Genomic DNA, 26,347 nt, shown 5'->3' on the forward strand with positions numbered 1-26,347 from the left:
CCTTTCGATCGCTCAACCGCGGGCTGGTATCTGTTGCACGCACCAGCGGTTGCCGTCCGGATCGCTGAAGAAGACGCATCCCACGTTGTCGAGGGACTCTCCCTCGCGGGCCTGGCGGTACGCACCGTCGTCGAAGATTTGCACCTCACCGGCCTCCACGCCCCGCGCGGTGAGTTCCGCGTGGGCGGCGCGTACGTCCGGGACCACGAGGAACACGCCGGAGAGCGAGCCCGTCTCCATGCCCATCCCCGGTGTCGCGAGGTGGATCGAGCACGCCGAGCCGGGAGGGGTCATCTGAACTAGGCGGACCTCGTCGCTAACCCTGAAATCTATGTCCACCGCGAACCCGACCTTTCCGGCGTAGAAGTCTATGGCGCGGTCCTGGTCCGAGACAGGGACCGTCACCACCTCTATCTTCCACTCCACTTCCGTCCTCCTTTCGTTCGCCTGCTAGAAACGCCAGCGGGTCTGGCTGAACGGCCCGCCCTTGCCGAAGCCGAAGACGGTCTTCGGCGCCACCTCGTACACCCAGGCCGCGCCCGGGTCCTCCCCGTCCAGAGATCCCGCGTCGTGGTAGAAGGCGCCGCCGGGCACCGCGAAGCGCCAGTCTTCGCCGTATTTGGAGAGGTAGGCGCCGGCCACGCGTCGAAGCTTCTCGTCATCGGTCGTCCTCACCGCGTCGCCCTCGACCACGACGTCGAGGCCCTCGCCGAGCTCGTTGCACCCGGTCGTGACGGCGCAGCGGGGGTTCCGCGCCAGGTTCTTCGCCTTGCGTTCGTCCGGGCCCGTGCAGAAGTAGAGCGCGCCGTCGAGCCAGGCGGCCAACAGCGGCGTGACGTGGGGGCTCCCATCCGGGCGCACCGTCGAGAGCCAGTACACCTCGGCCCCTTCCAGTTGCCGGCGTCCCTCCTGCCACGCCTTCGGGGTCGCGTCTTCGCTGCTGAACCGCGCGTCCAACTCGGTCACGGGCTGCCTGTTCGCCATCTCCACTCCTTTGTTCGACGATTCGCGGGCACGTCCGCGCCTACCCCGCCTCGTCGGCGAAGTCGAAGGTGAGCCATCGGTCGGGGCGGACCGTGAAGAGCACGAACTCGGAGGCCGGGTGCCCGAACTCCGCCTCGACGAACCCCCTGGCCGCCTCCTCGGGCATGTACCGGCGGGCGACGGTGAGCGCCCGGTCGAACGACGGCGGCCTCTCCTCCCCGACCACCGTCCCCTCGACCGTGACGTACCCGTAAGGGAACTCCTCCCGCTGGACCGTCAGGCTCAACGTCCCCGCGTCGTGCACGAGGCCGGCCTTCCTGGACTTCCGGCCCTGCGTACCGGTGAAGAAGGTGACCTCCCCGCCGGGCTCGTAGGCGTACCAGACCGGGGTGGTGTGCGGCGGCCGGTCGCCGCCTCTGGCGACACTCAACACGGCTACATGAGGTTCGGACAGGAACTCTTGGCGCTCCTGTTCGGTCATCTGTCTCGGCATAGACCCTCCTCGGATAGATGGTCTGGTCAGGGATCGGCCCTACGTGCTTTCCCGGTCGGGGCCCTCGTCGAGCGCCCGGCGCACCACTTTCCCCACGTCAATCCCCCTTCACGATGCGGTACATCAGGTGCGTCACGCCGGGGGCGTCGATCACCCTGGTCTTCTCCAGCTCGATCTTTCCAACACCCGGAAGGTCGAACAGCCGGATGCCTTCCCCGAGCACCACGGGCACCAGATGGACCTGTATCTCGTCGACGAGCCCGGCCTCCAGGCACTGCCCGGCGATGCTCGCACCGCCCCCCACTGCGACGTTCCTGTCTCCGGCCGCCACCTTAGCCCTCTCGACGGCACTCTCGATACCTTCGGTGACGAAGGTGAATTTCATCTCCCCTCTGGCGATCCTCTCCGGGAGATCGTGGGTGAGCACGAAATGCTCCACCCTGTACGGGCTGTGCGCGAACCCGTTCATCCTGTCTCCCAGGTCGTAGGTTCGCCTGCCCACCAGGATCGCCCCCGTGTTCCTCACCGATTCGTCCACGGCCTCGACGCCCGCGGGCGAGAAGAACCAGTCGTGGAGCCCCCCGTCTTCGTCGTTCGGACCGGCGACGAAACCGTCGAGCGTCATGGCCATGTCCAGCAGTACCCTACCCACAGGGACCTCCCCCTTTCGAGCCTGCACGTCAGTCCTCCAGCCACTCGGTGACGAACCGGCCGGCCGGGTGGATGTCTATCTGCCGCAGCGGTCCCGTGCCGGAGTTGACGAACTTGTGGGGGACGCCGGCCGGAACTACCACGACCTGCCCGCCCGACGCCTCGACGACCTCGTCTCCAGCCGTGAACGTGACGACGCCCTCTTGCACCACGAAGACCTCTTCGTAGGGATGCCTGTGCAGCTTCGGGCCGCTTCCCGGCGGCGCGTCGATCACCATGAAGGACACCCTGGCATCGTATTGGTGACCCTGGAACTCGCGGGCGGTTTCGCCTCGTGCAAGGTCCGCCTCGTCGAGGACGCGCGTCACGCCCCGCTCCCCGCGTCCGGCCCGGTCTCCGGCACGGGCGCGTCGAGGAACCCGCCGACCATCGGGAGCAGCCACCCGGCGCGGTCCAGGACCCCGCTGCCGGGGGGGACGAAGTGGGCGGTTCCGGGGAGCACCACGAGTCGGGATTTGGAGAACCCGGCCAGATCCCCCATGGCGCCGCCGCCGAGCAGCCGGAACATCTCGACGGCGTGTTCGAGGCGGATCGCGTCGGCGTCTCCGACGACGATCATGGCGGGGGCCTCGATCCTCCGCACGTCTTCGGCCGGCCAGGAGAAGGGCGTTATATCCAGCCTCTTGAGCTTCTCGACCAACGTGGGAAAATCTCCGGGGTTCGGCGCGACCTCTTTGTAGGCCGCCTCGATCGGGGACCCGGCGAACATCTCGGGCGTGATGCTCGGGAGCATCTCGTGCAACCCGGGCTGCATGCCTTCGCTCGTGTAGGAGGCCGAGGCGATCACCAGCTTGCGCACCAGGCCGGGGTGTCGGATGGCGAGCTGCAGCGCGACGCCGCCCCCCATGCTAAAGCCGAAGACGTCGGCCTTTTCGGTACCCAGATGCCGCAGCAGGGCCGCCACGTCGTCGGCCATCTGCTCGTAGGTGATGGGACGATCGACGTCGGCGGTGCGGCCGTGCCCTTGCAGCTCGACGGCGATCACCCGACGGGTCTCGGCCAGGCCGGGCAAGATCTCTCCCATGGCGTCGACCGTCATGTAAGCGCCGTGGAGCAGGACCAGCGGTTCGCCCGTGCCGTGGATCTCGTAGTACATTTCGAGCCCGTTTACGGGGGCGTATCCTGCCTGGTGGTCCGCGTTTTTCATCGGGACTCCTTTCGGGGTTCGGTAGCTGTGTTGGAAGCCTCGCCGTCGGCGAACGACAGACCTCTGGCGTCGAGGGCGCGGCGGAGCCGGCCTAACGCCTTGGGACCCATCCCGTGCAGCCGGAGGACCTCGGCCTCGCTGACGGAGGCGAACTGATCTAGCCGCGAGTATCCGGCCCCGACGAGCGCCCGTCGTGCCGGCCTGCCCAGCCCGTCCGGAAGGTCGCTCTCTGGCTCATCGCTCTCCCCGCGCGAACCGCCTCCCTCGCCGATCGCATCCGCCACGAGCCGCGCGACTCTCTCAGCGGCGCCGAAGTCCGGGGTGAGCCTGTTCTTCGTCAGCGCGAACGCCACCCCGATTTCGGGGTCGGCGTACGCGTAGCTTCCACCGACCCCGCCCATCCCGAACGAGGTCGAAGGCCCTTCCGGGTCGCCCCCGGGGCGTCCGAGGGCGTAGCCGAGCGCCCACGAGACCGGGTTTCCCATGATCTCGTCGACGCCGCTGAACGCCGCGGCGGAGACCTCGCGCAGCCTTGCGGGCGTGAGGAGCCGCACGCCGTTCACCTCATCCATCAACGCGGCGTACATGCGCGCGATGGCGCGGGCGGACGTCTTGCCGCCGGCGGGGATGTCGGCCATCAGCACGTCGGGGCGGTTGCCGAACTCGGCGGTCGGGACGGTAGCGCGCGGACCCCACTTGAAGAACGGGGAGTCGTCCGGCATCGCGGCGAGGAACTCCGCGCTGCCTTCGGCGTCCTCCAGCCGCGCCAACCGGCCGAGCTCGGATTCTGGAACGCCGAAGTAGAGTTCGTCTGCTACGCCCAGCGGTTCGGCCACGTCCTCCCACAGTACCTGCGAGATCGGCTTACCGGTGGACCGGCGCACGATCTCGCCGACGATGTAGCCGAACGTGTAGGCGTGGTAGGCGGTCCTGGTCCCCGGCTCCCACCAGGGCTCCGAGTCGGCGATCGCGGCGCACATCCCATCCCAGTCGCACAGGTCCTCCGGCGTGGTGCCGGCCGGTATGCCGGGCACGCCGACCGTGTGCGTCAGCGCGTGGCGCACGGTCGCGGCCTCCTTGCCGTGGGCTCCAAACTCGGGCCACAGCTCCGCGATTTTCGTTTCGTAATCGAACGCGCCGCGCTCCACGAGCACGTGCGCCACGGTCGCGGTCGCGCCCTTTCCGGTCGAGTAGGCGTAGAACGGCGTGTCCGGGGCGACGGGGCGTCCGGTCTCCGGGTCGGCGACGCCCGCTGTGGCCTCGACCACCTGCTCGCCGCGCCGGTAGACGGCTACCTGCAGGCCCCTCTCTGCTCCAGACTCGACCAGCCCGTCTATGGCTTCCTGGACCTGCTGTTGAAGCATTCTCAAAACGGTGTCCCTTCTTCCGGGGCCCCGGTTGACGCCAGTATCTCGTGCAGCCGCCAGGCGAAGACCTCGGGTTGGCTCCCGATCCCGGAATGCCCGCCGGGCAGGACGGCGGGTCTCTTCCCCAGCCGCCCGGCCAGGGCCAGTGCCGCACGGTGGGCGAGTTGCCCCTCCGAAGCCTCCCCCACGGCCACCGCGATCTGCCGCGTCCGCAGCCGATGAATATCCGGCGCGTAGTCGCCGAGCGGTAACCACATGTGCCCGAGGAAGTAGTCCATGTTCCCCTGCATCCGGGCCATCGCCTCGGCCATCTCCGGCGTCGGCCCGCCGGGCGCCTCGGGCGGGTCCAGGGGCAATCCGGCGGAGGCGAGGAACTTCTGCATCGCGGGACCTGTCCCCTCTGCCAGATAAGTGTCGTAGACCTCCCGCGCGAACCTGGCGTGCTCGTCGGCGTCTTCGAGCAGGCGGGTGAGGGGCGGCTCGTGGGCGACCAGCGCCCGCACCTGCTCCGGGTGCCGGACTGCCAGTTCGATGCCGACCAGGGCGCCGCCGCTGTCGCCGAGCACGCACGCCGGTCCGGTCCCGAACGACGCGAGCAGCCGGTGCGCGTCGTCGGCGAACGTCCGGACCGTTACGTCCAGAGCATCGCCATCCAACGGGCTGCGGGACAACCCCCGGGGATCGTAGGTGACCACCGTGTACCGGTCGGAGAGGATGTCCCTGATGGGCGCGAACCCGCCGGCGTCCGCCGGACCGCCCGGGATCATCAGCAACACGGGGCCGGCGCCGCGCACCTCGTAGTAAAGCGTCGCGCCCGGAACCTTTAACGTGCCCGTGCGGGACTGGTTCATGCAAACCTCGTCTGATTCCAGATTGTCGGCGCGTTCATCCGGGCGCCCGGTTCCGCCAGCTGGTCACGGAAAACGAAGAATTCTCCACCGGCCTCCAATAGGTGCCAGTACCAGGAACCTCCCCCGACGCCAGGGATCAAGACGTATGTCTTCACGGCAGATGGTCCTCCTTACGGGCAGCTAGTCGACGACCGTGCCGCTGGTCAGGTTGAAGACGGTCCCGGTCGTGGCGGCGGCCCGGTCGGATGCCAGAAACGCCGCCGCGTTGCCGACGTCGGCGAGCGTCGTCGTCCGCCCAAGCAAAGAACGGGCCTTTATGTGGGCCTCGATCTCGGCGGTAGGGGCGGACCAGTCCTCGGTCGAGGCGTCCTTCCAGCTCTCCGGTATCCCCTCCGACCGCAGGCACACGGCACGGACGCCTTGCGGGCCGAGCTCGGCCGCCAGCAGCTTCGTGAGGGCCTCGATGGCCGTGCCCGCGATCCCGAATCCCCCAAGGCGGACCCCGGGCACGAACCCGCGAACGGCTGAGGATGAGAGCGTCAGGATCACGCCCGATCCCCTCTCGGCCATGCGCCGCCCCGCAGCCCGCGCCGTCAGAAAATGGGTGGTCGTGCCGGTCAGGATCGGGCTCATAAAATCCCCGCGAGATATCTCGACGAACGGGACCAGCTGCACGTCCCTGATCGAGATGGCGTTGAAGGAGACGTCGATGCCCCCGGCCTCCTCGACCACGGCCCCGGCGTGCTCCTCGACGGCCCGCTCGTCGAGCGCGTCCACAACAGCGGTCTCGGCCACACCGCCGTTCGAGCGGATCTCACCAGCCACCTCGTCGAGCTTCGCCAGCGTGCGGCCGGCGAGGAAGACGCGCGCCCCCTCGCCGGCGAAGGCACGGGCGACGGCCCCGCCTATCGCCCCTCCCCCACCGTAAACCACGGCGTTCTTGCCCTCTAGCAACATCCCCGTTCTCCCATCCCTCACCCCGGATAAACTGGGTTTGTGTACAGCGTTCACAATGACACAGGGGTAGAATACGGCGCGTGTACGGTGTTCACAATAGGAGATTTACGCCGGCGCGGGCAAAGAGCGGCGCCTGTTTGGGGGGGCCATAAAGAGCCCCGAAACCGGTCCGCCGAGACGCAAGACATACCGTCACGGGGATCTGCGTCGCGCGTTGGTGGAGGCGGGTACGGAGCTTGCGCGCGAGGGCGGGCCGGACGCGGTGGTGCTGCGCGAGGCGACCCGGCGGGTGGGCGTGGCGCCGAGCGCCGCGTACCGGCACTTCGCCGACCGGCGGGCGCTTCTGGACGCGGTCTGCTCGGCCGCCCAGTCGGCGCTGGCCGTGGCGATAGAAGATGAGTTGGCCGGTCTGCCGCGCGGGAAGGACCCCGCCGAGGCCGCGCGCGCGGGCCTGCGCGGCGTCGGGACCGGCTACCTGCGGTTCGCCCGGTCCGAGCCGGGCCTGTTCCGGACGGCCTTCTCAGCGTCGGACAACCTGCGGAGCGCGGCAAGCCCGGCCAGGGCCGGGGAGGGCGGGCTGACCCCTTTCCAACTGCTGGGCGCGGCCCTGGACGAGCTCGTCGAGGCGGGTGTACTGCCCCCCGGGCGTCGTACGGGCGCGGAGTTTCTGGCCTGGTCCGCGGTGCATGGTCTCGCCATGCTCCTCATCGACGGGCCCCTGCGCGGTCTAGACGAGGCCACGGCGCACAACGCCGGGCAGCGCCTGATCGACATGGTCGAGCGGGGCCTGTAGACGCCGGGAGTCCGGCCCGCTACCCGGTCGTGAAGGAGGTAGTTCCCCTCAGGTCGACCACGTGGCGATTGCGGTTGTGGGCCAGCCGGATGAGGGCGTTGTCGCAACCCGGGCAGCGGACGATCACGCCCATCTCCCTCACCTCGTAGACGACCGCGCCCCCGAGCGTGCCCGCCCTGCCGCAGCCGCCGCAGGCGTACTCGGCGGTGGTCGCCTCGAAGGAGAAGACCTCCCCGAGCACGCCCGCCGCGGCGTTCCCGTCCAGCCTGAGTAGTTCGTCCACGATTCCTAACCTCCCGTTGCTCCGAAGCGTTCGGTCCTGACGCGCGCGGGTGCGTGTCCCAGGCCGACGAGCGCGGTCCCCACTTCTTCCACGAGCGGCGTGGGGCCGCACACGAAGGCTAGCGGGCGCTCCTCCGGGGGCCACGCCACCTCGGAGAGCATCCCGGCGTCGATCCGCCTGTCGTAGCCGGCCCAACCCTCCGGCGTGGAGCGGGTAAGGGTGTGAATGATCTGCAGCGAACCGTCCCGGGCCGCCAGGCTCTCCAGCTCCTTGCGGTAGATGATGTCTTCGTAGGAGCGGGAGGAGAGTAGCAAGCGGGTCGGCACGTCGCCGCCGACGGCCGCCCTGTGACGGATCATGGCCATCAGCGGCACCACGCCGGAACCGCCGCCGACCAGCAACAGCGGCCCGCCGCTCGCGGCCTCCCAGACGAAGTAGCCCCCGACGGGGCCCCTCAGCTCCAGCCTGTCCCCCGCCACGAGCACGTCCGTGAGGTAGGGCGAGACCTCGCCGTCCTCCAGGCGGTCGACCGTCAGCACGAGCCTCCCGCCGTCCTCGGGGCGGAGGCTATGGAGTAGCTCCTCTGGGCCCGGTAGCCGTCGGGCGCGGTGAGCCTCACGTCCACGTGCTGGCCGGCCCTGTGGCCCTCCCACCCCGGGACTTCGAGCACCAGGCTCTTGGTCCTCGGGGTCTCGGGCACGACGTCGACGACTCGCGCGAGGCGCCAGGAGATCCCGCGCGGCTGGGCGGCCGCCACGCTAGTCCCCCCAGTAGCGCTGCTCGCGCCAGGGGTCGCCGTGGTTGTGGTAGCCCAGGGATTCCCAGAAGCCGGGGACGTCGTGGGCGGTTAGCCGCAACCCCCTCACCCACTTGGCGCTCTTCCAGAAGTACAGGTGAGGGACCAGGAGGCGGGCCGGCCCGCCGTGCTCGGGCTCCAGGGGCTCGCCGTCGTAGGCAAAAGCGACCCACGCCCTGCCCCCGTCACCTCCTCCAGGGGCAGGTTGGTGGTGTAGTCGCCGTCGCAGTAGGCCGTGACGTACTCGGCGGCCGTCTCCGCCCCTTCCAGCAGCGTGTCCACCGAGACGCCCTCCCAGCGCGTGCCTAGCTTGGACCATTTTGTGACGCAGTGGATGTCCGCGGTGATCCCCTCGGAGGGCAGCGCCCTGAACTCCTCCCACGTCCACCGCTTCGGCTCGTCCACCTCCCCGACGACGGAGAAGTCCCACTCCGAGAGCGGGGTGCGGGGCGTGGGCCCCGCGGAGAGGACCGGGAAGCCGTCCTCCAGGTACTGGCCCGGGGGCAGCGTCGTGTCCTGGTCTCCGCGGCGCCCCCTGAAGCCCCTGGAGAAGAATCCCTCGACCATGCTCTGAACCTCCTCGTTCTCTGGCCTTCACTCTAACGCAGTCCGCACCCCCGCGGCCACGAGATTGACCCGTTCACAGGGTGGCGACCGGTCCACCGTCGACGACGAATCCCGAGCCCGCGACGTCACGTGCGCCCTCTCCGGCGGGCGGCACTACGGGTTCGGTGGCAGACTCGGGCGCCTTTACGGTCCGCGTCGAGCGGTCAGGATTCGCCGGGACCTTTCATCTCCTCGACGCTTCGGACACAGACCGGAGCGCCCCGGCGAGATCCGGCGGGTCGGAGCGGCGCACCACGACCTCGGGCGTGCCGTGCCACGCCGCGCAGTCGCGCAGCGTCCCGGCGAGGCCGGCGATGAGATCTTCTTCGGCGTTCACGCCCGGCTCCAGGTGGAGCGCCTTGACCTCGAACGTCCCTTGCTTGCGGTGCGCCTTCGCGTCGAGCCTTCCGACCAGGGCTCCGCGGTGCAGGATAGGAAGCGAGTAGTAGCCGTGGCGGCGCTTGGCGGCCGGGGTGTAGACCTCGATCCTGTACTCGAACCCGAAGAGCTCCAGCGCCCGCGCCCGGTCCCAGACCACGGGATCGAACGGCGAGAGCAACGTGGTGATGCCAGCGCGCAGGCCACCGGAGACGGCCTTCTCCGCTAGACCCGCGTTCTCCGGGTGGACGTAGGCCGGTCCGTCCCTACCCTCTATCCTGGCAGGGATAAGTGATCCCTCCTCGGCCAGCCCTTCGAGCAGTCCGGCTATGCCCTTCTTCGGCGTGCGGAAGTAGTCCGGTACCCAGCGCGCCACGGCGACGCCGAGCGCCCGCACGGCCTTGAGGGCGAGCGTCCGGCGGACCTCTTCCGGCGTCGGCGCGAGGGCGTCCTCCCACTCGGGCAAGGCGTGCTGCAGGACGCGTTCGCGCAGGTCGTAGACGCGGTGGAAGTTCGGGTCGCGGCGCGAGATCATGAGCTCTCCGGCCGCGAACAGGTGCTCGAGCGCCCGCTTCTCCGGTTTCCACTCCCACCAGCCGCCGGCCTTCCCGTCGGTACGGGCAAACTCCGCGGAGCGCACCGGCCCTCTCTCACGGATACGCTCCAGCACGCGCCGGACCTCCTCGGGGTGGGCCGAGAACCAGGCGCGGCTCTTCTCGCCGCCTTCCAGCATGAACCGCCGGTACAGCCCGTAATCTTCGACGGGAACGAAGCAGGCCGCGTGCGACCAATACTCGAAGAGCTTGCCCTCGGCCAGCAACTCATCCAGCCAGATAGGTTCGTACGAGCCGAGCCGACTCCACAGCACCAGGTATGGGCTTCGGGCGACCACGGAGATGGAGTCGATCTGCAACACCCCCATACGCCGGATCGCCCCGAGAACGTCGCCCTTCCCGGCCGGCCGCTCCAACCTCCGGTTCAGCCCTTGCGCCGCGAGCAGCAGCGCCCGCGCCTCAGACATCGAAAACTCTATGACCCCTCCTCGCAGGGAACCCCGGCGACCATGGTCCTCACTCGCCACCCCTCCCTTCGGCGGTCGATGCCCCCTAGTTATACGGTGGCCGAGGTGGCCCGACGAGTACCAGTGTGGTCGGTTGCCAAGGGCTTTACGTCCGGCCGGGCAACCTCACCGGAGCAAAATCCTACCGCCCGTAAAAACCAACCTCGAAGGTCCCGGCGCCTCCGGGCCCTGCCACGAAACGCAGCAGCCGCTCCCCTTCCTCGGCCAGCGCGTCGCGATCCTCCTTCGGCAGCCGCTCGAACGGCTCGATCGAGAGCGTCGCCTTCCCGCGGGTCACCTCCGTCCTCCACGTTCCGCTGACGAAACCGTCTACGAGAAAGGTGGCCGGGACCATACCGTTCATGGAGGCAATCGCCTTGCGGTGATCGTCCGCCATCACGCGGGCGCGGTCGGCGTGGGAGAGGATCAGGTTGTCGAAAGCGGGCACGAAGCGCGCCGGGGCCGAAACCCCCGGATCGGGCCTCGGGGCGTCTGGCAGGTCGAACAACTCCCTGCCGCCTTCGTCGCGAAACGTCTTCAGGCGCGGTCGCAGCCGCTCGAATACCTCGCCCAGCCGGGTCAGGCCCGACCAGGTCTGCGCGTCCTTGACGCTCGCTGGTCCGAACGCACCGAGGTAACGCAGGACCAACTCGTCCAACGAGGGGTCCGGGTCGAGCGAACGGCCGAGCCAGGCTTCTACCGTGGTGTGAGAGACGGGACCGCTCCTACCCCACAGACCGCGGGGCGGTACCTGGACTAGCGGCACCAGGTGGCGGATAGCGCGGGCGAGAGGAGCGGCGTCGTTGTCGGGCCATCGCCCCCGCAGGAGCCCTCCGAGATCCTTGGCGGTAAGCGGTCGTTCTTCCAGCAGCGCACGCCCGGCGGCGACGAGTTCCCCGACGTCCACCCCCTCCAGGGCCGCACGACGGGCCCGTCCCGCGTAGAGGTTGCGCTCGATGGCGGGCCGCGTCAGGGGGCGCAGCGTCAGGCAGTCGCGGGCGGAGACCAGGTGCAAGGTGTTGCGCATAAGCGCGACGCGCACGGCCCGCCGCCCGACGATCTCCCGGGAGAGCTCGTCGGGACGAAAGCCTTCGAGGCGCATCCACAGGCCAACGTAGGGCGGGTCGGGAGCCTGGGCTTGTAGGCCGACGAGGTGCTCGATCGCGTCGAGGACGGGCGTCTCACGGCGATCCAGCAGCATCTGTCGCTCGAGCAAAGCGCGGTTGAGCGCGCGCGGGCCAAGTACCTCGTTCGATCCCCGCGACGTCATCGGGGCCCGTCTGACGCGACGAAGACGGGCGCGACAGGCGGCCCACCGCGGCCAACGCGAACCCCGGCCACGGACCATGACGCTGGAGTCAGGACGATGAACGCGACGATCCTCAATGGCGACCTCGACGACGCCGTTACCCGGGCAACAAACTCCTGCCCATCAAGAACTCGTCGGCCTGACGGGCTGCCTTGCGGCCCTCGGCGATGGCCCAGACTATCAAGGACGCCCCCCGCTTGGCGTCGCCGGCGACGAAGACGTCCTCCTGCCTGGTCCCGAAGCCGTTCTCGGAGTGGATGGCGCCCCGGTCGGTGTATCCGAGGTCCATCTCCTCCTGGAGGCGATCCTTGACGGGGCCCGTGAAGCCGATGGCGAGAAGGACGAGGTCGGTCTCCATCTCGAAGTCCGTCCCCTCCTTCGGGACGGTCTTGCCCTCGGGTGTCCGCTCGGTCTCGACGGCGTGCATCCTCTCGACGTGGCCGTTCGAGCCGGAGAAACCCTTGACGGCGACAGAGAAGCCGCGCTCACCGCCCTCCTCGTGCGCGGGGTAGGTGTGCAGGATAAGCGGCCAGTCCGGCCAGACGAGGTGGTCCGGGTTCTCGGGTGGCTTGGGGCCGTGGGTGAGGACCTTTACCGAGGCGCAGCCCTCGCGGTGGGAGTTGCCGAGGCAGTCGGCGCTCGTGTCGCCGCCGCCCAGGATGACGACGTTCTTGTCCTTCGCGCTGATCTCTATCTCGGCGTTGGTCGGGAGGCCGGCGACGCGGCGGTTTTGTTGCACGAGGTAATCCATCGCGAGGTGGATGCCCCCGAGCTCCCTGCCCGGCACGTCGAGGTCGCGGCCCTGCAACGCGCCCACGGCGAGGACCGTCGCGTCGAACTCGCTCTTGAGCTCTTCCGTCGTCGGGTTCTCGCCGACGTGGGAGTTCGCGCGGAACTCGACGCCTTCCTCTTCCATCATGGCGACGCGACGGTCGACCACCCACTTCTCTATCTTGTAGTCGGGGATGCCGTAGCGGAGGAGGCCGCCGATCTTGTCGTCCTTCTCGAAGACGACGACCGTGTGCCCGGCCCAGTTGAGTTGCTGCGCCGCGGCCAGGCCCGCCGGTCCGCTGCCGACGACCGCGACCTTCTTCCCGGTCCGCCTCTCGGGCGGCGGGGGTTTGGCGACCACCCAGCCTTCGTCGAAGGCGCGGTTTATTATGGAGAGCTCTATCTCCTTTATGGTTACCGGCTTGTCGTTGATGGCGAGGACGCAGGCCGCCTCGCACGGGGCGGGGCAGAGCATCCCCGTGAACTCTGGGAAGTTGTTCGTCTGGTGGAGGCGGTCTATCGCCTGCTTCCAGTGCTCACGGTAGACGAGGTCGTTCCAGTCCGGGATCAGGTTTCCCAAGGGACAGCCGGTGTTGCAGAAAGGCACCCCGCAGTCCATGCACCGCGAGGCCTGGCCCTTGAGCTCCTCCTCGGGCATGGGCTCGTAGACGTAGCGGTAGTCCTGGACCCGCTCTTCGACGGTCCGCTTGGGGGTGGGCTTGCGCCCGATCTTGAGAAAGCCTTTGGGATCCCCCACTAGCGCGCCACCTCCAACTCCGCCTCCTGCCGCTCCTGCAACACCCGCTTGAGGTCGTGCGGCATCACTTTGATGAACCTGGGCAGCAACTCGTCCCACTCGCCCAGCACCCGCCGCGCCCGCTCGCTCCCGGTCCATTCCAGGTGCTTTTCGACCATCTCCCTCAAGAGCGCCTCGTCTTCCTCCGATTCCACGGCCTCCAAACCGACCATGTCCTTGTTGCAGAGCGTCTCGAAACGCCCCTCCTCGTCGAGCACGAACGCCACCCCGCCGCTCATACCGGCCGCGAAGTTGCGCCCCGTCTCCCCGAGCACAACGACGACCCCGCCGGTCATGTACTCGCAACCGTGGTCCCCGAGGCCCTCGACGACGGCGTGCGCCCCCGAGTTACGGACCGCGAACCGTTCCCCCGCGAAGCCGCGGAAGAAAGCCTCGCCAGCCGTGGCGCCGTAGAGCGCGACGTTCCCGATGACGACGTTGCGGGCCGCCCTGTAACCCGCCACTTTCGACGGGAAGACCGCGAGCCGCCCCCCCGAGAGGCCCTTGCCCACGTAGTCGTTCGTGGTGCCTTCCAGGGCGAACGTAATGCCCTTCGCCAGCCACGCCCCGAAGGACTGGCCGCCGACGCCGTTCATGTCTATCCGGATGGCGCCGTCGGGCAGCCCGTCGTTGCCGTACCGCCGCGCGAGCTCGCCCGAGAGCATCCCCCCGACCGTGCGGTGGGTGTTCAGGACCTCTCGCGAGAACCGGACGGGCTCCCCGTTTTCGAGGGCCGGCATGCACCCCTCGATCAGCTCGTTGTCCAGCGACCTGTCGAGGCCGTGCTCCTGCAGCTCGGTGTGCCGGATGGGCTTCCCTTCGGAGTCCTCGTCGTGGTGCAGGATCGCCGAGAGGTCCACGCCCCGCGCTTTCCAGTGCTCGATGGCCCCGCGCATCTTGAGCCTGTCCGTCCGCCCGACCATCTCCTCGAACGTGCGGAAGCCCATCCCGGCCATGAACTCCCGCACCTCCTCGGCGAGGAAGAAGAAGTAGTTCACGACGTGCTCGGGCGTCCCCCTGAAGAGCTTGCGGAGCTCCGGGTCCTGCGTCGCTATGCCGACGGGGCAGGTGTTCAGGTGGCAGACGCGCATCATGATGCAGCCGGTCGCCACGAGCGGGGCCGTCGAGAAGGCGAACTCCTCGCCGCCGAGAAGCGCCGCCACCACCACATCCCGGCCCGTCTTGAGCTGGCCGTCGGTCTGCAGGACGACGCGCCCGCGCAGGTCGTTTCGGACCAGGACCTGCTGGGTCTCGGCGAGGCCGAGCTCCCACGGAAGTCCCGCGTGCTTTATGGAGGAGAGCGGTGAGGCACCCGTCCCGCCGTCGTGGCCGGAGATCGTTATGTGGTCGGCCTTCGCCTTCGCCACACCAGCCGCCACCGTGCCGACCCCGACCTCGGCGACGAGCTTCACGCTCACGTCGGCGCGGGGGTTTGCGTTCTTGAGGTCGTGGATAAGCTGGGCGAGATCCTCTATCGAGTAGATGTCATGGTGGGGCGGCGGGGATATGAGGCCGACGCCCGGCGTCGAGTAGCGGACCTTCGCTATGTCTTCCGAGACCTTGTGGCCCGGGAGCTGGCCGCCCTCGCCAGGCTTGGAGCCCTGGGCCATCTTTATCTGCAAGACGTCCGCGTTTACGAGGTACTCCGTCGTGACGCCGAACCGGCCGCTGGCGACCTGCTTGACGGCGCTGCGGCGGTTGTCGCCGCCCGGGTCGGGGGTGAAGCGCGAGGGATCTTCTCCACCCTCACCGGTGTTCGACTTGCCGCCGATGCGGTTCATGGCGATGGCGAGCGTCTCGTGGGCCTCTTTGGAGATCGAACCGAACGACATCGCGCCCGTCACGAACCGCTTGACGATCTCCTTGGCAGGCTCCACCTCTTCTAGCGGTATCGGCGCCTGCTCGAACTCGAAGAGGCCGCGCAACGTCGAGTAGCGCGCGCTCTGCTCGTCGAAGTGGCGGGTGAACTGCTTGAAGGTCTCGAAGTCTCCGGTCTTGACGGCCCGCTGCAGCGGGACGATGCTGTCGGGGTTCCACTGGTGGTACTGGCCCTGCTGGCGCAGCTGGTACTCGCCGCCAATCTCCAGCTCCTCGGCGTTGTCCTCTGCGGCGGCGAAGGCGGCCCGGTGGCGCTCCAGGGTCTCGCGGGCCAGGGCTTCGATGCCGACGCCCCCCACGCGCGAGGCCGTGCCGACGAAATGTTTGTCGATAAACTCCTCGTTCAGGCCGACGGCCTCGAAGATCTGGGCCCCGCAGTACGAAAAGAGCGTCGAGATCCCCATCTTGGAGATTACCTTCAAGAGGCCCTTCCCGACGGCCTTGACGTAGTTCTTGGACGCCTCCTCGGCGTCCACGCCCTCCGTGAGGTGGGATTCGGTGAGCTCCTCGATCGTCTCGAAGGCCAGGTACGGCGCTATGGCCGTCGCCCCGTAGCCGACGAGCAGGGCGAAGTGGTGGACCTCCCGCGCCTCGGCGGTCTCGACGACGAGCGTCGTCGCCGTGCGGATGCCGGCCCGCACCAGGTGGTGGTGGACGGCGGCAGTGGCGAGCAGGCTCGGTATCGGGGCCTGCATCTCGTTGACGCCCCTGTCGCTCAGGACCAGGACGGCCGAACCGCCCCTGACCGCGCCCTCGGCCTTCTCGCACAGGACCGTGAGCGCCTTCTCCATCCCGGCCTCGCCGGCCGAGACGGGAAAGAGGGTCGAGAGCGTCGTGGAGCTCGCGCGCTCGTCGCCCAAGGCCCGGATCTTTTCCAGCTCGACCGCCGTGAGCACGGGCTGGTCTATAAGGACGCGCCGGCAGTGCTCGGGCGTCTCGTCGAACAGGTTCTTCTCGGGCCCGAGGCTCATCTTGAGCGACATGACCAGCTCTTCGCGCAAGGGGTCTATTGGCGGGTTCGTCACCTGCGCGAAGTGCTGCTTGAAGTACGAGAACAGTAGCTGCGGCCTCTCGGAGAGGACCGCGAGCGGGGTGTCCGTGCCCATGGAGCCGTCCGGCTCCTTGCCGTTCTGGGCCATGGGGGCGAGGATTATCCTCTGGTCCTCGATGGTGTATCCGAAGGCCCGCTGGCGCTGCAGCAGCGTGGCCGGCTCGGGGCGCGAGGCCTCGCCGGGGTCGGGTAGCTCGTTCAGGTGGATCTCACCCAGATCCAACCACTCCCGGTAGGGCTGGCGCCCGAAGAGCGGCCCCTTCACGTCCCCGTCGTGCAACAACTCGTGCCGCTCCGTATCGACGACGAGCATCTTGCCCGGCTGGAGCCGCCACCGCTCGATAACGTCCTCGGCCGGTATCCGCAGGGCCCCGTCCTCTGAAGCCATCACCACCCTGCCGTCCTTCGTGACGGAGTAGCGGGCCGGGCGCAGACCGTTCCTGTCCAGCGTCGCCCCAACGAGGCGGCCGTCGGTGAAGGCGACGGCGGCCGGTCCGTCCCACGGCTCCATGAGGGCCGAGTGGTACTGGTAGAAGGCGCGGCGGTCGGGGTCCATCAGGTCGTCGTTCTCCCAGGCCTCCGGGATCATCATGGCGACCGCGTGCGGCAGGCTGCGCCCCGCGAGGTGCAAGAGCTCCAGCGCGTTGTCGAAAGCGGCCGAGTCGCTCTGGCCCGGCGCGATGACCGGAGAAAGCTTGCCCAGGTCGTCGCCGAAGAGCTCCGAGCGCAGCCGGCTCTCGCGGGCGCGCATCCAGTTGACGTTGCCCCTTATGGTGTTGATCTCGCCGTTGTGCGCGATAAAGCGGTAAGGGTGGGCGAGCTCCCAGGAACCCAGGGTGTTCGTCGAGAAACGCTCGTGGACCAGCGAGATCGCGCCGGCGAAGTTCGGGTCCCTGAGATCCGGATAGAACCGAGCCAACTGCCGGCCCTTCAGGAGCCCCTTGTAGATGACGGTCCTCGAAGAGAGGCTGACGACGTAGCAACCCTGCGACTCCTCGGTCTCCTTGTGGAGCCGGCGACGGATCACGTACAGCTTCCGCTCGAACGACGTCTCGTCCCCGCCCCGCCGCCCGACGAAGAACTGCCTGATGCGCGGCATGACGCTGCGCGCGACCTTCCCGACGGCCCCGGGCTCGACCGGAACGTCCCTGAACCCCAGAAGCTCCTGCCCCTCCCGGGCGCAGATCTCCGCGAGCTTCCCCCCGCAATCCGACTCCATAGCCTCGCCGGACTCGAAGAGCATCCCGACCCCGTATCCCCCGGCGGCCGGAAGCTCGATGCCGAGCCCCGCGCACTCGCGCCGGAAAAAGGCGTCGGGGATCTGGGTGAGAATCCCCGCCCCGTCTCCGGTCTCCGGGTCGCTACCCGTGGTGCCCCGGTGCTCGAGGTTGTGCAGCACCTCCAACCCCTGCTCGACCGTCTCCCGCGTGGGCCGGCCGTCGATGCGAGCTACGAACCCGAGCCCGCAAGCATCGTGCTCGTACAAGGCATCGTATAGTCCGGCTTTGTGGGTCAACGAATCCTCTCCTTCGACGCCTGGGGTACGGAAGCAACCCACTTTTTACACGAATGACGAACAGAGCACAAGGGCGTAACAAACGCGTTGCATACTAGCGCGATTGAAGGCTTGTGGAAAAGGCTTCAGGCTGCAGGCCGCCTTCTTCGAAGGCTGTCGGGCTTCAGGGGCGGGAAGTCGGGACACCGCCGCGCCAACCATTCCTGATGCCTGTAGCCTGATGCCTTCAATCTAGAGTTCGTCGAGCGCGGCCCGGAGCTTCTCCTCTTCCTCCAGCAGCTCGGAGAGCCTGACGCGCAGTTCGGCCGACTCGGCCTCCACCTCGGCGAGGCGCAGGGTGAGTTCCCTCTCCTTCGCGGCGGCTTCGGGGGTGCGGCCTTTCTGGCGGTAACGGTCGCGGATGTTCTTGAGGCGGCGGGCCGCCTCCTGGCGGACGCGTTCGCGGTCGGACTTGAAGTCCTCACCGCCCACGTACTCCCGCACGCGCTTCACCTTCGCGTCCGAGAGGAGGCCGGATATGATCTCCGCCGAGCTCTGCTTGAAGTATTTAGCCACCGTCGTCTGTCCTCCTGTCGATGCCCCGCGTATTGTAACCCGGGGACCGAAACCGTGGAGACTACAGCAGTTTGCGGGAAGACTTATTCCCGTTGCGCGTGAGGCACTGAGGCATCGAGGTCTTGAGGGAAGCGCCGCGAAACCCGGGGCAAGCCCAAACCCTCCACCCCCAAGAACCTGAGAACCTCAAAGCCTGGGTCATGAACGGGCTCGATACTTCTGCAACCCGTTTCAACCGTCCGCGGCCTTCATCACGTCCTTCACCAGAACGCGGCCACCCGCCCCCGTGCCCTCCACGGCCGAGAGGTCGAGCCCAAGCTGTTTGGCCTTCTTGGTGGCGGCCGGGGTCGCCTCCGGTCCCGCGCCGTCGGCGCCCGGTTCTTCGGCTGGCCCTCCGGGGCCGGTCTCCGGTCCGGCGGTGAGCTCGCGAGGCCGTTCTTCCTCACGCGGTTCTTCCCGATCCCCGCCCCGCGACCTCCTGAAGTCGGGGTCGAGGAGTTGGGGGTTGTTGTCTATGGCCTGCAGGGCGCGGTCGATGCTGCCGAGGATCCTCTCAAGCTTCACCTTCAACTGGACCTGGGCCTCGACGCCCTTGATGTTCAATTTCACGTTGTCGACGTAGGCGTCGACGCCAACGCTGATGTTCAGGAAGCTCGCAAGCTCCGCCCGGGCCGAGATGTGCGCCCTGAGCTCCTCGACCTCGAGGTCGAGCTCCTCGATGTTGAGGACGGGGACGTCGAGGATGACGTCGGTGTCGTCGTCGGCCTCCCTGGCGGCCTTCGCCCGCGCCTCTTCTTCCATCCGGCCGTCGGGCTCTCGCTGCGTCACGCCGGTTTACCCATAGGAGAATGCACCTCTCCGTAGTGTCTCGGTCTTAGTGCCCCCGCCATACCAGGCATAAACGCCTCCCACCGTAACGATCCTCGCCCCTTCGTGGTCTAGTTTGGGGCTACCGCGGGTAGAAAGCGTACCGGACCGGAAAGGGCGCGAGTACGCGAACCGCGGCCAAAAATGCGAGGGAGAGGAGACCCCGTGGCAGAAGGCGGTCAGCAGCAACAGGGCGGGCAGCAGCAGCAAGGCGGGCAGCAGCAACAGCAGCAGCCGAGTCCGGTGCAGCTCATGGGAAGGGCGTTGACGGACATCCGCAAGGTCCAGAACATGCTGGAGCTTCAAAACCCTGGGCAGACCGAGGCGATCAAGATGCAGCGGGAGGCCGGGGATCTTGTGTGGCAGGTGATACAGACCATGCAGCAGTCCCAGCAGCAGCAACAGTCCCAGTAGACACTCACGTTTGGCGGTCGTTCCTTTGAGAGTGTAGTTCAGACCGGGCGACCGCGGTGGGGCCTGCGTAGCCCCTCCCGGTTGCGCGACGCCCAGGAGTCCATGCCGCCCCGCCAGCGGGAGAAGGCGTGGTCCGGGCCGGGCGCGGCGCGGCGCTTCCCGCACACGCTCTCCATCAGGGCGCAGGCGAACAGGAAAAGCTCGTGATCCCCGCCGGCGTCCGGGTGCAGCCGGGCCAGGAGCAGCCGCCACGCGCGGCGATCTTGCAGAGACTTCTCCCCCCCGGGGAACCCTTCGGACATCCGTACCTCCACGCTTTTCCGTCATTCTAAGCGGGAAAAGGCCGCGCCGTAAACACGTTTCTTCCGGGACCACAACACCTGGGGCAGTCGGGGCGTTCCCCGTCCAGATGCGGCTCGGGTGTCCGGCGGTGACCCCTGGAACCATACCTCCGCCGCGCACCGGGGCCTATCTGCCGGGTTCGTCGCGGTTCGGCAGGGTCTTTATCTCCTTGATCCTCTGCTCGAACTCTTCGGCGGAGTTGGAGTTGCCGAATGCCCAGGCCAGGTCCTTTATGTTCTGTTCGTTCATCCGGACAAAGAGCATCGCCTCCCTGAGCTGCATGTCCTCGAAGGCCGCGACCGCCAGTCCCGTCACGTCCATCGGCTCCGGGACGCCGGCCTTCTGGGTCATGGCGTACATCCGGGCCGCCTTGACGAGCTGCGCCTTCTGCTCCCGCACCATCGCTTCCCCGCGTCCCCCGTTTGCTACCACGAAACCTCCTCATGCTCTCTAGTAGATCCAGGCCACGTTAGATGTTGCCGCCGTACAACCCGTGGGCGCCGGGCGGGGGCTCCTGGGAGCCGCCACGCCCGGCGCCGTCCGGGGCATCTTCAGGCCGGTTGGGCCGACCTTAACCCTGCGCGGCGCCCAGGACGTCCTTCACGGTTATGCGTCCGCCGGCGCCCGAGCCCTCTATCTGGGAGAGATCCACGCCCATCTCCTCGGCCTTCTGCTGGGCGGCCCCTGTTGCGTTCGGGCCTTCTTCCTCACCCTCTTCCTCTTCGCCCCCGCCGCCCTGCTGCTGGGTCGTCTCCTCCGAGGACTCCTCGGTCTCCTCCGTGACCTCTTCGGTCGAGGGCGGGATCTGGAGGTCCAGGATGCTGCCGTCGTCGCCGAGCTTCAGTTCGATGAGGGTGCCCGACTCGTCCTTGACGGTACGGACCAGCTCGCCCGCCTCGTTCGTGATCTCGTTGACGGGTTCGAGGTCGGTGAGGTTGCCTGCTATGTCCTCGTTCACGAGGTTCCCGGCGTCGTCGAGCGTGGTCTCGACGATGTCCCCGGACTCGTCCACGGCACGCTGGATGGTCTCCCCGGCGTCGTTGGTGGTCTGGCTCAAGAGCTGGCCGCCGGGCAGGTTCTCTGCGACCTGTCCCACGGTATCCTGCGCCTGGTCCGCGACCTCGCCGACCTGCTCCGTGGCCTGCCCGACCGCGCCCGTCGCGGCGTCTGCGGCCCCGCCGGCCGCCTCCTGGGCCTGACCCGCGGCATCGCCAGCCGCCTCCTGGGCCTGCCCGGCCGCGTCCTGGACCTGGCCGACGGCGCCGTCTGCCGCCTGCTGGGCCTGGTCCACCGCGCCTTGCGCGGTCTCCTGGACGGTGTCCGTGACGCCCTGGCTCTCGGCGGCCTCGTCGAGGGCGCCGGTTATCGATTCGTAGGAGTCGATGAGGCCCTGGATCTCGTTCCGCGCGTCCTCCTGGGACTCGGGGATCTGCTCCAGAAGCTCCTCGAGCTGGGAGCGGCTGCTGTCGAGCTGTCCCTTTACCTGGCCTAGAGAGTCGCCGTAGAAGTCCTTCGCGCTGTTCACGGTCTGCTCCTGGATCTGCTGCTGCAGGTTCTGTACGCCTTCGGTCATTGCTTCCTCCTTGTTGGTCCTTCTTTGCCTTCTTCTCGGGTCTCCTCGAACCACTTCCGCAGGTCCGGGTCGTCCCTGGCGAGCGCGCTGGCGATCCGCAACCGTACCTCCGGGTCGCGGTAAGTAACGCCGGGCTCTACCTCCTCGGGCAAGTTCTCCCTGTCGGTGCCGGAGGCGGACTCGCGTTTGGGATGGCCCGAGAAACGCACCTCCGTCTCGGGGACTTCCTCGAAGCGGAGCTCCTTCGCCTTCACGTCCGCGGTGAACTCTATGTCGGGGTTCTCGGGCTTGTCCGGGCGTCCTCTAGTCACCTTAACCCTTCACCACGTCCCTGATGGTTATGAGGCCGCCGGCGCCCGAGCCCTCTATCTGGGAGAGATCCACGCCGAGCTCTTCGGCCTTGCGCTGCGCCGCGTTCGTGGCCTTTACCTCCCCGTTGCCGACCGCGTCCGTCGCCTGTTGGACAGCCCCGTCCACGCTCTCCGCGGCCTGGCCGGCGGCCTGCTGGACCCCCTCGGCGGCGCCCTGGGCGGTTTCGGTCGCCTGATTCGCCGCGCTCTCCGCGAGGTCGGTCACGTCCTTGACCGTGATCATGGCGTTCGAACCGGTGCCCTCGATCTCGGAGAGGTCGAGGCCCAGTTCCTCGGCCTTGCGCCGGGCGGCGTCGGAGGCCTGGATCTCTTTCTCCCCGTCCCCCTGCTGGCTTTCGGCGAACTCGACCACGTCCACGACGGTGATGCGACCGCCCGAGCCGGTCGGCTCGACCTGCGTGAGGTCCACGCCGCGTTCCCTGGCCTCGCGGCGGGCCGCGTCGGTTGCCTCGACCTCGCCCTGCTTCACCAGGCTCTCGGTGTCCAGGTTGGCCACGTTCTGCTTCGCCTCTTCGAGGGCCTCTTCGACGGCCGAGTAGCTGTCCATCAGCTCCTGGAAAAGCATCTGGAACGCCTCGTCCTGGCCGCCCGGGACCTGATCCGGCAGGTCCTCCAGGGTGGCGCGGCTCTCCTGGATCTGGCCCTTCATCTGCTCCACCGAGTCGGCGAAGAAGTCCTGGGCCAGCCCCATCGTCTGCTGCTGCACCATCTGCCTGGACTCCTCGATGCCCCGGTTCAGCTTCTCCAGCGCCTCGTTTGACTGCTTCTCAGACACCTCTCTCCTCTCCGTCTATGAACTCCGCCTGGTACGGGATCAGACAGCCCGGGCCTCGACGAGGTTCCCCTCGTCGTCGAGCACCTGCTCGTAGGCGTTCCCCGCGTCGTCGGTAACCCGGCTGACCACCCGGCCCTCGTCGTCTATGTACTCGTCCTCGACCGGCAACTCCGAGACGTTGCCAACGAGGTCCTCCCCGACGACCTCGCCGTTCTCGTTGGTCACGGTCTCCAGGATGTACCCGCTCTCGTCCACCGTGCGCTCGACGACTTGCCCTGCCTCCTCCGCCGCCTGGCCGGCCGTATCCTGCGCCTGGTCCGTCGCACCCCCGGCGGCCTCCTGCGCTTGACCAGCGGCGCCCTGTGCGGCGTCTTGCGCCTGGCCGGCCGTATCTTCGGCGGCCTCCGTGGCCTGACCGGCAGTCTCCTGCGCCTGATCGGCAGCCTGACCCGCCGCCTGGGTGGCCTGATCCGTGGCGCCCTGAGCCGTCTGCTGGGCCTGGTCTACGGCCTGACCGGCGGTGTCCTGTGCCTGCTCGACCGCTCCTCCGGCCGTTTGCTGGGCCTGATCCACGGCACCGCCCGCCGTCTCCTGGGCACCTTCTGCCGCCTGACCAGCCGTATCCGCGACCTGCCCGGCCGCCTGACCGACCTGCTCGGTTGCCTGTCCCGCGGTCTCCTGGGCCGCGTCCGTGGCACCTTCCGCCACCTGCCCGGCCTGCTCCGTCGCCTGGCCGGCGGCGTCGGTTGCCCCTTCGGCCACCTCCCCGACCTGATCCGTTGCTTGACCGGCGGCATCAGTGGCGCCCTGGGCGACTTCTCCGACCTGTTCGGTCGCCTGCCCAGCGGCCTGGGTTGCCTGCTCTCCTACCTGCCCCACCGCGTCGGTGGCACCCTGGGCTACCTCTCCGACCTGTTCGGTGGCCTGACCGGCCGCGTCGCCCACGCCCTCGGCCGCCTGCCCAGCGGCCTGACCAGCTTCCTGGGCGGCCTGGCCAGCACCCTCGCCGACCTCGCCTACCGCCTGACCGGCACCTTCGCCAACTTCGCCTACCGCTTGGCCAGCACCTTCACCGACCTCTCCCGCCGCCTGGCCCGCGCCTTCTCCGACTTCCTGTACAGCCTGGCCTGCGCCTTCGCCCACTTCTCCGACGGCCTGACCGGCGCCTTCTCCTACCTCACCGACGGCCTGGCCTGCTCCTTCACCGACCTCGCTCACGGCGTCGCCGGCGCCCTCGCCGACGTCCTCCACGGCTTCGCCCGTGCTTTCGACGGCCTGTCCTGCACCTTCTCCGACATCCTCTACAGCCTGACCGGTGCTCTCCACGGCCTGGCCTGCGCCTTCGCCGACATCCTCGACCGCAGAGCCCGCGCCTTCACCGACATCTTCCACCGCTGAACCCGCGCCCTCACCAACGCTCTGGACCGCCTCGCCGGTGCTTTCGACGGCCTGGCCGGCACCCTCGCCCACGTCCTGCACCGCCGAGCCGGCTCCCTCACCGACATCTTCGACAGCCGAGCCGGCGCCTTCGCCCACATCGGCTACGGCAGAGCCCGCGCCCTCGCCCACGTCCTCCACGGCGGAGCCGGCACCCTCGCCTATATCCTCAACAGCGGAACCGGCGCCTTCGCCTATATCTTCCACGGCGGATCCGGCGCCTTCGCCTATGTCTTCCACGGCAGAGCCGGCACCCTCCCCGATGTCCTCGACGGCGGAGCCCGCGCCTTCTCCTATATCCTCAACTGCGGAACCGGCGCCTTCGCCGATATCCTCGACGGCGGAGCCAGCACCTTCGCCTATGTCCTCCACCGCGGAGTTGAGGCCCTCACCGACCAGGTCTCCCGCGCCCTCGCCGATATCTTCGACGGCGGAGTTGAGCCCTTCACCGACGAGGTCTCCGGCGCCAGATCCGATGTCCTCGACGGCCGAGTTGAGGCCTTCTCCCACGAGGTCGCCCGCGCCCGCGCCGACGTCCTCCAGGGCGGAGCCAGCGCCGGAGCCGACGTCCTCTACAGCGGAGCCCACGCTCTCGACGAGCTTCTCTATGATCTGGGGGTTGCGGTCTATGGTGGTCAGGACGCGGTCGAGGATGGCGGTGACGTTGTCCAGCCTGACCTTCAGAAGGGCCTGCGCCTCGACGCCGGTGATGACGAGCTTCACCCGGCCGAGGTAGAGGTCGACTCCGACGGAGAGCTCCACCAGGTCGAGCACTTTGGCGAAGAGGTTCACCTTGGCGCGCAGGTCGTTGAGCTCGAAGTTGATCTCGTCTACCTTCACGACCGGTACGTCGAGCAGAACGTCCGGGATCTTGCCGTTCATCGCCGCGTCGTCCTCGTCGTACTCGAGAACGTAGTCCGCGTACGCCTTCTCGGGGATCGTCTGGTCGCCTGGTATGTTGTTCGCGAACCGGTACTCTTCGGTCTTCTGAACCGAGGTGCGCGGGTCGTTCTTCCTAACCGGAGCGTTGTCCTTTATCTCGTCGTAGTCGTAGGCCTCTTCTCTACGCTCCCGACGGGACTGGCCGTCCGATTGCTGATCTTGCTGGCCCTGTTGCTGGTTTTGCTGCTGGTTCTGCTGGTCCTCCTGCCCCTGCTGCTGGTCTTGCTGCGACTCCGTCGCCTGATTGGAGCTTTCCGATGCCACCCGAGGACCCCCTGTCGCTGATTAGAGACCGACTTAGTTGTTATTGTGCCATGTCGCACACGCTCGCAAACCCGCCTGTGATCCAAAACCAGGTCTGTTGCGTGTCGCTTTTATGTGCTTCGTAGACTTGGACGACGCGGGACTCTCTTTGGTTACGGTCCGGCGGGCGCGGCCCGGAGACCGGCGCCGTCCGCCCATGTGCATGGCCCCCTGCGGAACGCCGCTAAACGAACTTTTTGTAGACGCCTATATTGGATGTGTCGCGGACGCCGAGGGCCTCTTTGAGTTCGTTGAGGGTGGCGCCGCGGCGGAGCAGCCGGATGGCGAAGGTGTGGCGCAGGATCATGGGCGAGACGCGCCACATGCCGACTTGGTCGCACCGTTTCCAGATGGCATTCTGGAGTGATTTGGACGTGGTCACGGGCCGGGCGGCCCTCCCGACTATCAGCTCGGGCGTCTCGTCCCGGCGCATTCCGAGGTAGCGGCGGAGGGCCTCGACGGTCTCCGGGGAGAGGCGCCTGGCGCGGGCGGCGAGGTGGGAGCCGGGACCGCCCAGCTGTATTTGGGCGGCTTCGAGGTCGAGGTCGCTCTTGAGGAGGCCCCGGATCTCCCCCACCGTCACGCCCGTGTCGAGCATGAGCCTTATGACGGCGGCGTCCCGCGCCGCGTCCAGGGTCCCCACCGGGAAGGAGAGGAGCTGTTCGGCTTCTTCGTCTTCCAGAGAGACGATCTTCTGGTCCAGTGGCTGGTGCATGGGCTCGATGGGATCGAAGTCCAACCCCGCGTCCGAGGAGGTCCTCGCCCAGTCCAGAAAACGCCTTACCGCCGCGTCCTTGCGGTAGACGGTGAAGCGCTTGCGGTTCTCCCCGAGAAGGTGGTTGCGGAAGTCCATAACGGCCCCAACACCGAGGTCTTCAGTCTCCACCACCCCCCTGCCGGAGAGAAAGCGGGCGAACTCGCGTAGGTCGGCCAGGTAGAACTCAGCCGTGCGGGGGCTGGTGCCCGGGTCTTCCGAGAGGTCGTCCGAGAAATCCTCGATCAGCGCATCTATCTTCATGCG

General features: G+C 68.0%; 25 protein-coding genes and 2 pseudogenes. 2 read left to right on the top strand and 25 right to left on the bottom strand.

Annotated features, from left to right (window positions below; genetic code table 11):
• Window positions 1-12: 12 nt before the first annotated feature.
• From GBA63_RS20215 to GBA63_RS20255, 9 genes are all read right to left on the bottom strand, one after another.
• Entirely contained in the window at window positions 13-426 is a 414-nt protein-coding gene (locus GBA63_RS20215; RefSeq protein WP_166179084.1) for a VOC family protein, read from the bottom strand.
• A 24-nt stretch (window positions 427-450) separates the two neighbouring features.
• On the bottom strand, window positions 451-984 hold the full coding sequence (locus GBA63_RS20220; RefSeq protein WP_166179086.1) for a pyridoxamine 5'-phosphate oxidase family protein: 534 nt from the start codon (window positions 982-984) through the stop codon (window positions 451-453).
• A 40-nt stretch (window positions 985-1,024) separates the two neighbouring features.
• Window positions 1,025-1,477, bottom strand: coding sequence for a pyridoxamine 5'-phosphate oxidase family protein (locus GBA63_RS20225; RefSeq protein WP_166179088.1), 453 nt, complete (start codon window positions 1,475-1,477; stop codon window positions 1,025-1,027).
• 97 nt (window positions 1,478-1,574) lie between these two features.
• Window positions 1,575-2,129 (bottom strand): dihydrofolate reductase family protein, encoded by a 555-nt coding sequence (locus GBA63_RS20230; protein ID WP_166179090.1) that lies wholly within the window; start codon window positions 2,127-2,129, stop codon window positions 1,575-1,577.
• Between the two features lie 28 nt (window positions 2,130-2,157).
• Window positions 2,158-2,496, bottom strand: a complete 339-nt coding sequence (locus tag GBA63_RS20235) for a cupin domain-containing protein (RefSeq protein WP_207956945.1) — start codon at window positions 2,494-2,496, stop codon at window positions 2,158-2,160.
• A complete protein-coding gene (locus tag GBA63_RS20240) occupies window positions 2,493-3,335 on the bottom strand; it encodes an alpha/beta fold hydrolase (protein ID WP_166179092.1) in 843 nt (280 codons plus the stop codon). Before GBA63_RS20240 ends, GBA63_RS20235 begins: the two co-directional genes overlap by 4 nt.
• Entirely contained in the window at window positions 3,332-4,699 is a 1,368-nt protein-coding gene (locus tag GBA63_RS20245; RefSeq protein WP_228282634.1) for a serine hydrolase, read from the bottom strand. The genes GBA63_RS20240 and GBA63_RS20245 overlap by 4 nt, the downstream gene beginning before the upstream one ends.
• Before the next feature lie 2 nt (window positions 4,700-4,701).
• Window positions 4,702-5,553: an alpha/beta fold hydrolase gene (locus GBA63_RS20250; RefSeq protein ID WP_166179094.1), complete on the bottom strand. Its 852-nt coding sequence runs from the start codon at window positions 5,551-5,553 to the stop codon at window positions 4,702-4,704.
• A 180-nt stretch (window positions 5,554-5,733) separates the two neighbouring features.
• The gene (locus tag GBA63_RS20255; protein WP_166179096.1) at window positions 5,734-6,510 is read right to left on the bottom strand and encodes an SDR family NAD(P)-dependent oxidoreductase; all 777 of its coding nucleotides are present in this window, start codon (window positions 6,508-6,510) and stop codon (window positions 5,734-5,736) included.
• Window positions 6,511-6,724: 214 nt separating this feature from the next.
• Here GBA63_RS20255 and GBA63_RS20260 point away from each other — a divergent pair, with 214 nt between their 5' ends.
• Complete coding sequence (locus GBA63_RS20260; protein ID WP_207956947.1) at window positions 6,725-7,303, top strand: TetR/AcrR family transcriptional regulator; 579 nt, start codon at window positions 6,725-6,727, stop codon at window positions 7,301-7,303.
• Window positions 7,304-7,322: 19 nt separating this feature from the next.
• Here GBA63_RS20260 and GBA63_RS20265 read toward each other — a convergent pair whose 3' ends face one another.
• The 9 genes and pseudogenes from GBA63_RS20265 to GBA63_RS20305 all read right to left on the bottom strand — a co-directional run bounded on the left by GBA63_RS20265 (window position 7,323) and on the right by GBA63_RS20305 (window position 19,130).
• Window positions 7,323-7,586, bottom strand: coding sequence for a DUF6510 family protein (locus GBA63_RS20265; RefSeq protein WP_166179098.1), 264 nt, complete (start codon window positions 7,584-7,586; stop codon window positions 7,323-7,325).
• Between the two features lie 5 nt (window positions 7,587-7,591).
• Window positions 7,592-8,343 (bottom strand): annotated as a pseudogene (locus GBA63_RS20270) (ferredoxin reductase).
• 1 nt (window position 8,344) lies between these two features.
• Window positions 8,345-8,949, bottom strand: a pseudogene (locus tag GBA63_RS23805) (sulfite oxidase-like oxidoreductase).
• Window positions 8,950-9,172: 223 nt separating this feature from the next.
• Window positions 9,173-10,387, bottom strand: a complete 1,215-nt coding sequence (locus GBA63_RS20280; RefSeq protein WP_166179100.1) for a winged helix-turn-helix domain-containing protein — start codon at window positions 10,385-10,387, stop codon at window positions 9,173-9,175.
• A 181-nt stretch (window positions 10,388-10,568) separates the two neighbouring features.
• Window positions 10,569-11,696 (bottom strand): winged helix DNA-binding domain-containing protein, encoded by a 1,128-nt coding sequence (locus GBA63_RS20285; protein WP_166179102.1) that lies wholly within the window; start codon window positions 11,694-11,696, stop codon window positions 10,569-10,571.
• Window positions 11,697-11,832: 136 nt separating this feature from the next.
• Entirely contained in the window at window positions 11,833-13,263 is a 1,431-nt protein-coding gene (locus GBA63_RS20290) for a glutamate synthase subunit beta (RefSeq protein WP_166179104.1), read from the bottom strand.
• Window positions 13,263-17,747 (bottom strand): glutamate synthase large subunit, encoded by a 4,485-nt coding sequence (gene gltB / locus GBA63_RS20295; RefSeq protein ID WP_166179106.1) that lies wholly within the window; start codon window positions 17,745-17,747, stop codon window positions 13,263-13,265. Before gltB ends, GBA63_RS20290 begins: the two co-directional genes overlap by 1 nt.
• A gap of 231 nt (window positions 17,748-17,978) precedes the next feature.
• Entirely contained in the window at window positions 17,979-18,302 is a 324-nt protein-coding gene (locus tag GBA63_RS20300; protein WP_166179108.1) for a hypothetical protein, read from the bottom strand.
• 231 nt (window positions 18,303-18,533) lie between these two features.
• Window positions 18,534-19,130 (bottom strand): E3 binding domain-containing protein, encoded by a 597-nt coding sequence (locus GBA63_RS20305; RefSeq protein WP_166179110.1) that lies wholly within the window; start codon window positions 19,128-19,130, stop codon window positions 18,534-18,536.
• Between the two features lie 204 nt (window positions 19,131-19,334).
• Here GBA63_RS20305 and GBA63_RS20310 point away from each other — a divergent pair, with 204 nt between their 5' ends.
• Window positions 19,335-19,583, top strand: a complete 249-nt coding sequence (locus GBA63_RS20310) for a hypothetical protein (protein WP_166179112.1) — start codon at window positions 19,335-19,337, stop codon at window positions 19,581-19,583.
• A gap of 38 nt (window positions 19,584-19,621) precedes the next feature.
• Here the strand turns inward: GBA63_RS20310 and GBA63_RS20315 are convergent, their stop codons facing one another.
• The 7 genes from GBA63_RS20315 to GBA63_RS20345 form a co-directional block, all read right to left on the bottom strand.
• Window positions 19,622-19,885, bottom strand: coding sequence for a hypothetical protein (locus GBA63_RS20315; RefSeq protein ID WP_166179114.1), 264 nt, complete (start codon window positions 19,883-19,885; stop codon window positions 19,622-19,624).
• A gap of 166 nt (window positions 19,886-20,051) precedes the next feature.
• Window positions 20,052-20,357: a hypothetical protein gene (locus GBA63_RS20320; RefSeq protein ID WP_166179116.1), complete on the bottom strand. Its 306-nt coding sequence runs from the start codon at window positions 20,355-20,357 to the stop codon at window positions 20,052-20,054.
• Window positions 20,358-20,496: 139 nt separating this feature from the next.
• Complete coding sequence (locus GBA63_RS20325) at window positions 20,497-21,498, bottom strand: E3 binding domain-containing protein (RefSeq protein WP_166179118.1); 1,002 nt, start codon at window positions 21,496-21,498, stop codon at window positions 20,497-20,499.
• Window positions 21,495-21,809: a hypothetical protein gene (locus GBA63_RS23430; RefSeq protein WP_207956952.1), complete on the bottom strand. Its 315-nt coding sequence runs from the start codon at window positions 21,807-21,809 to the stop codon at window positions 21,495-21,497. Before GBA63_RS23430 ends, GBA63_RS20325 begins: the two co-directional genes overlap by 4 nt.
• Before the next feature lies 1 nt (window position 21,810).
• The gene (locus GBA63_RS20335; RefSeq protein WP_166179120.1) at window positions 21,811-22,644 is read right to left on the bottom strand and encodes an E3 binding domain-containing protein; all 834 of its coding nucleotides are present in this window, start codon (window positions 22,642-22,644) and stop codon (window positions 21,811-21,813) included.
• Between the two features lie 39 nt (window positions 22,645-22,683).
• Window positions 22,684-25,287, bottom strand: coding sequence for an apolipoprotein A-IV repeat region-like domain-containing protein (locus tag GBA63_RS24115; RefSeq protein WP_207956953.1), 2,604 nt, complete (start codon window positions 25,285-25,287; stop codon window positions 22,684-22,686).
• 223 nt (window positions 25,288-25,510) lie between these two features.
• Window positions 25,511-26,344 carry a tyrosine-type recombinase/integrase gene (locus GBA63_RS20345; protein ID WP_166179122.1) on the bottom strand — a complete coding sequence of 278 codons (834 nt, stop codon included), beginning with the start codon at window positions 26,342-26,344 and terminating at the stop codon, window positions 25,511-25,513.
• Window positions 26,345-26,347: the final 3 nt, after the last annotated feature.

It is taken from the genome of Rubrobacter tropicus (assembly GCF_011492945.1).
In the GTDB taxonomy this organism is placed as follows: Bacteria; Actinomycetota; Rubrobacteria; order Rubrobacterales; family Rubrobacteraceae; genus Rubrobacter_D; species Rubrobacter_D tropicus.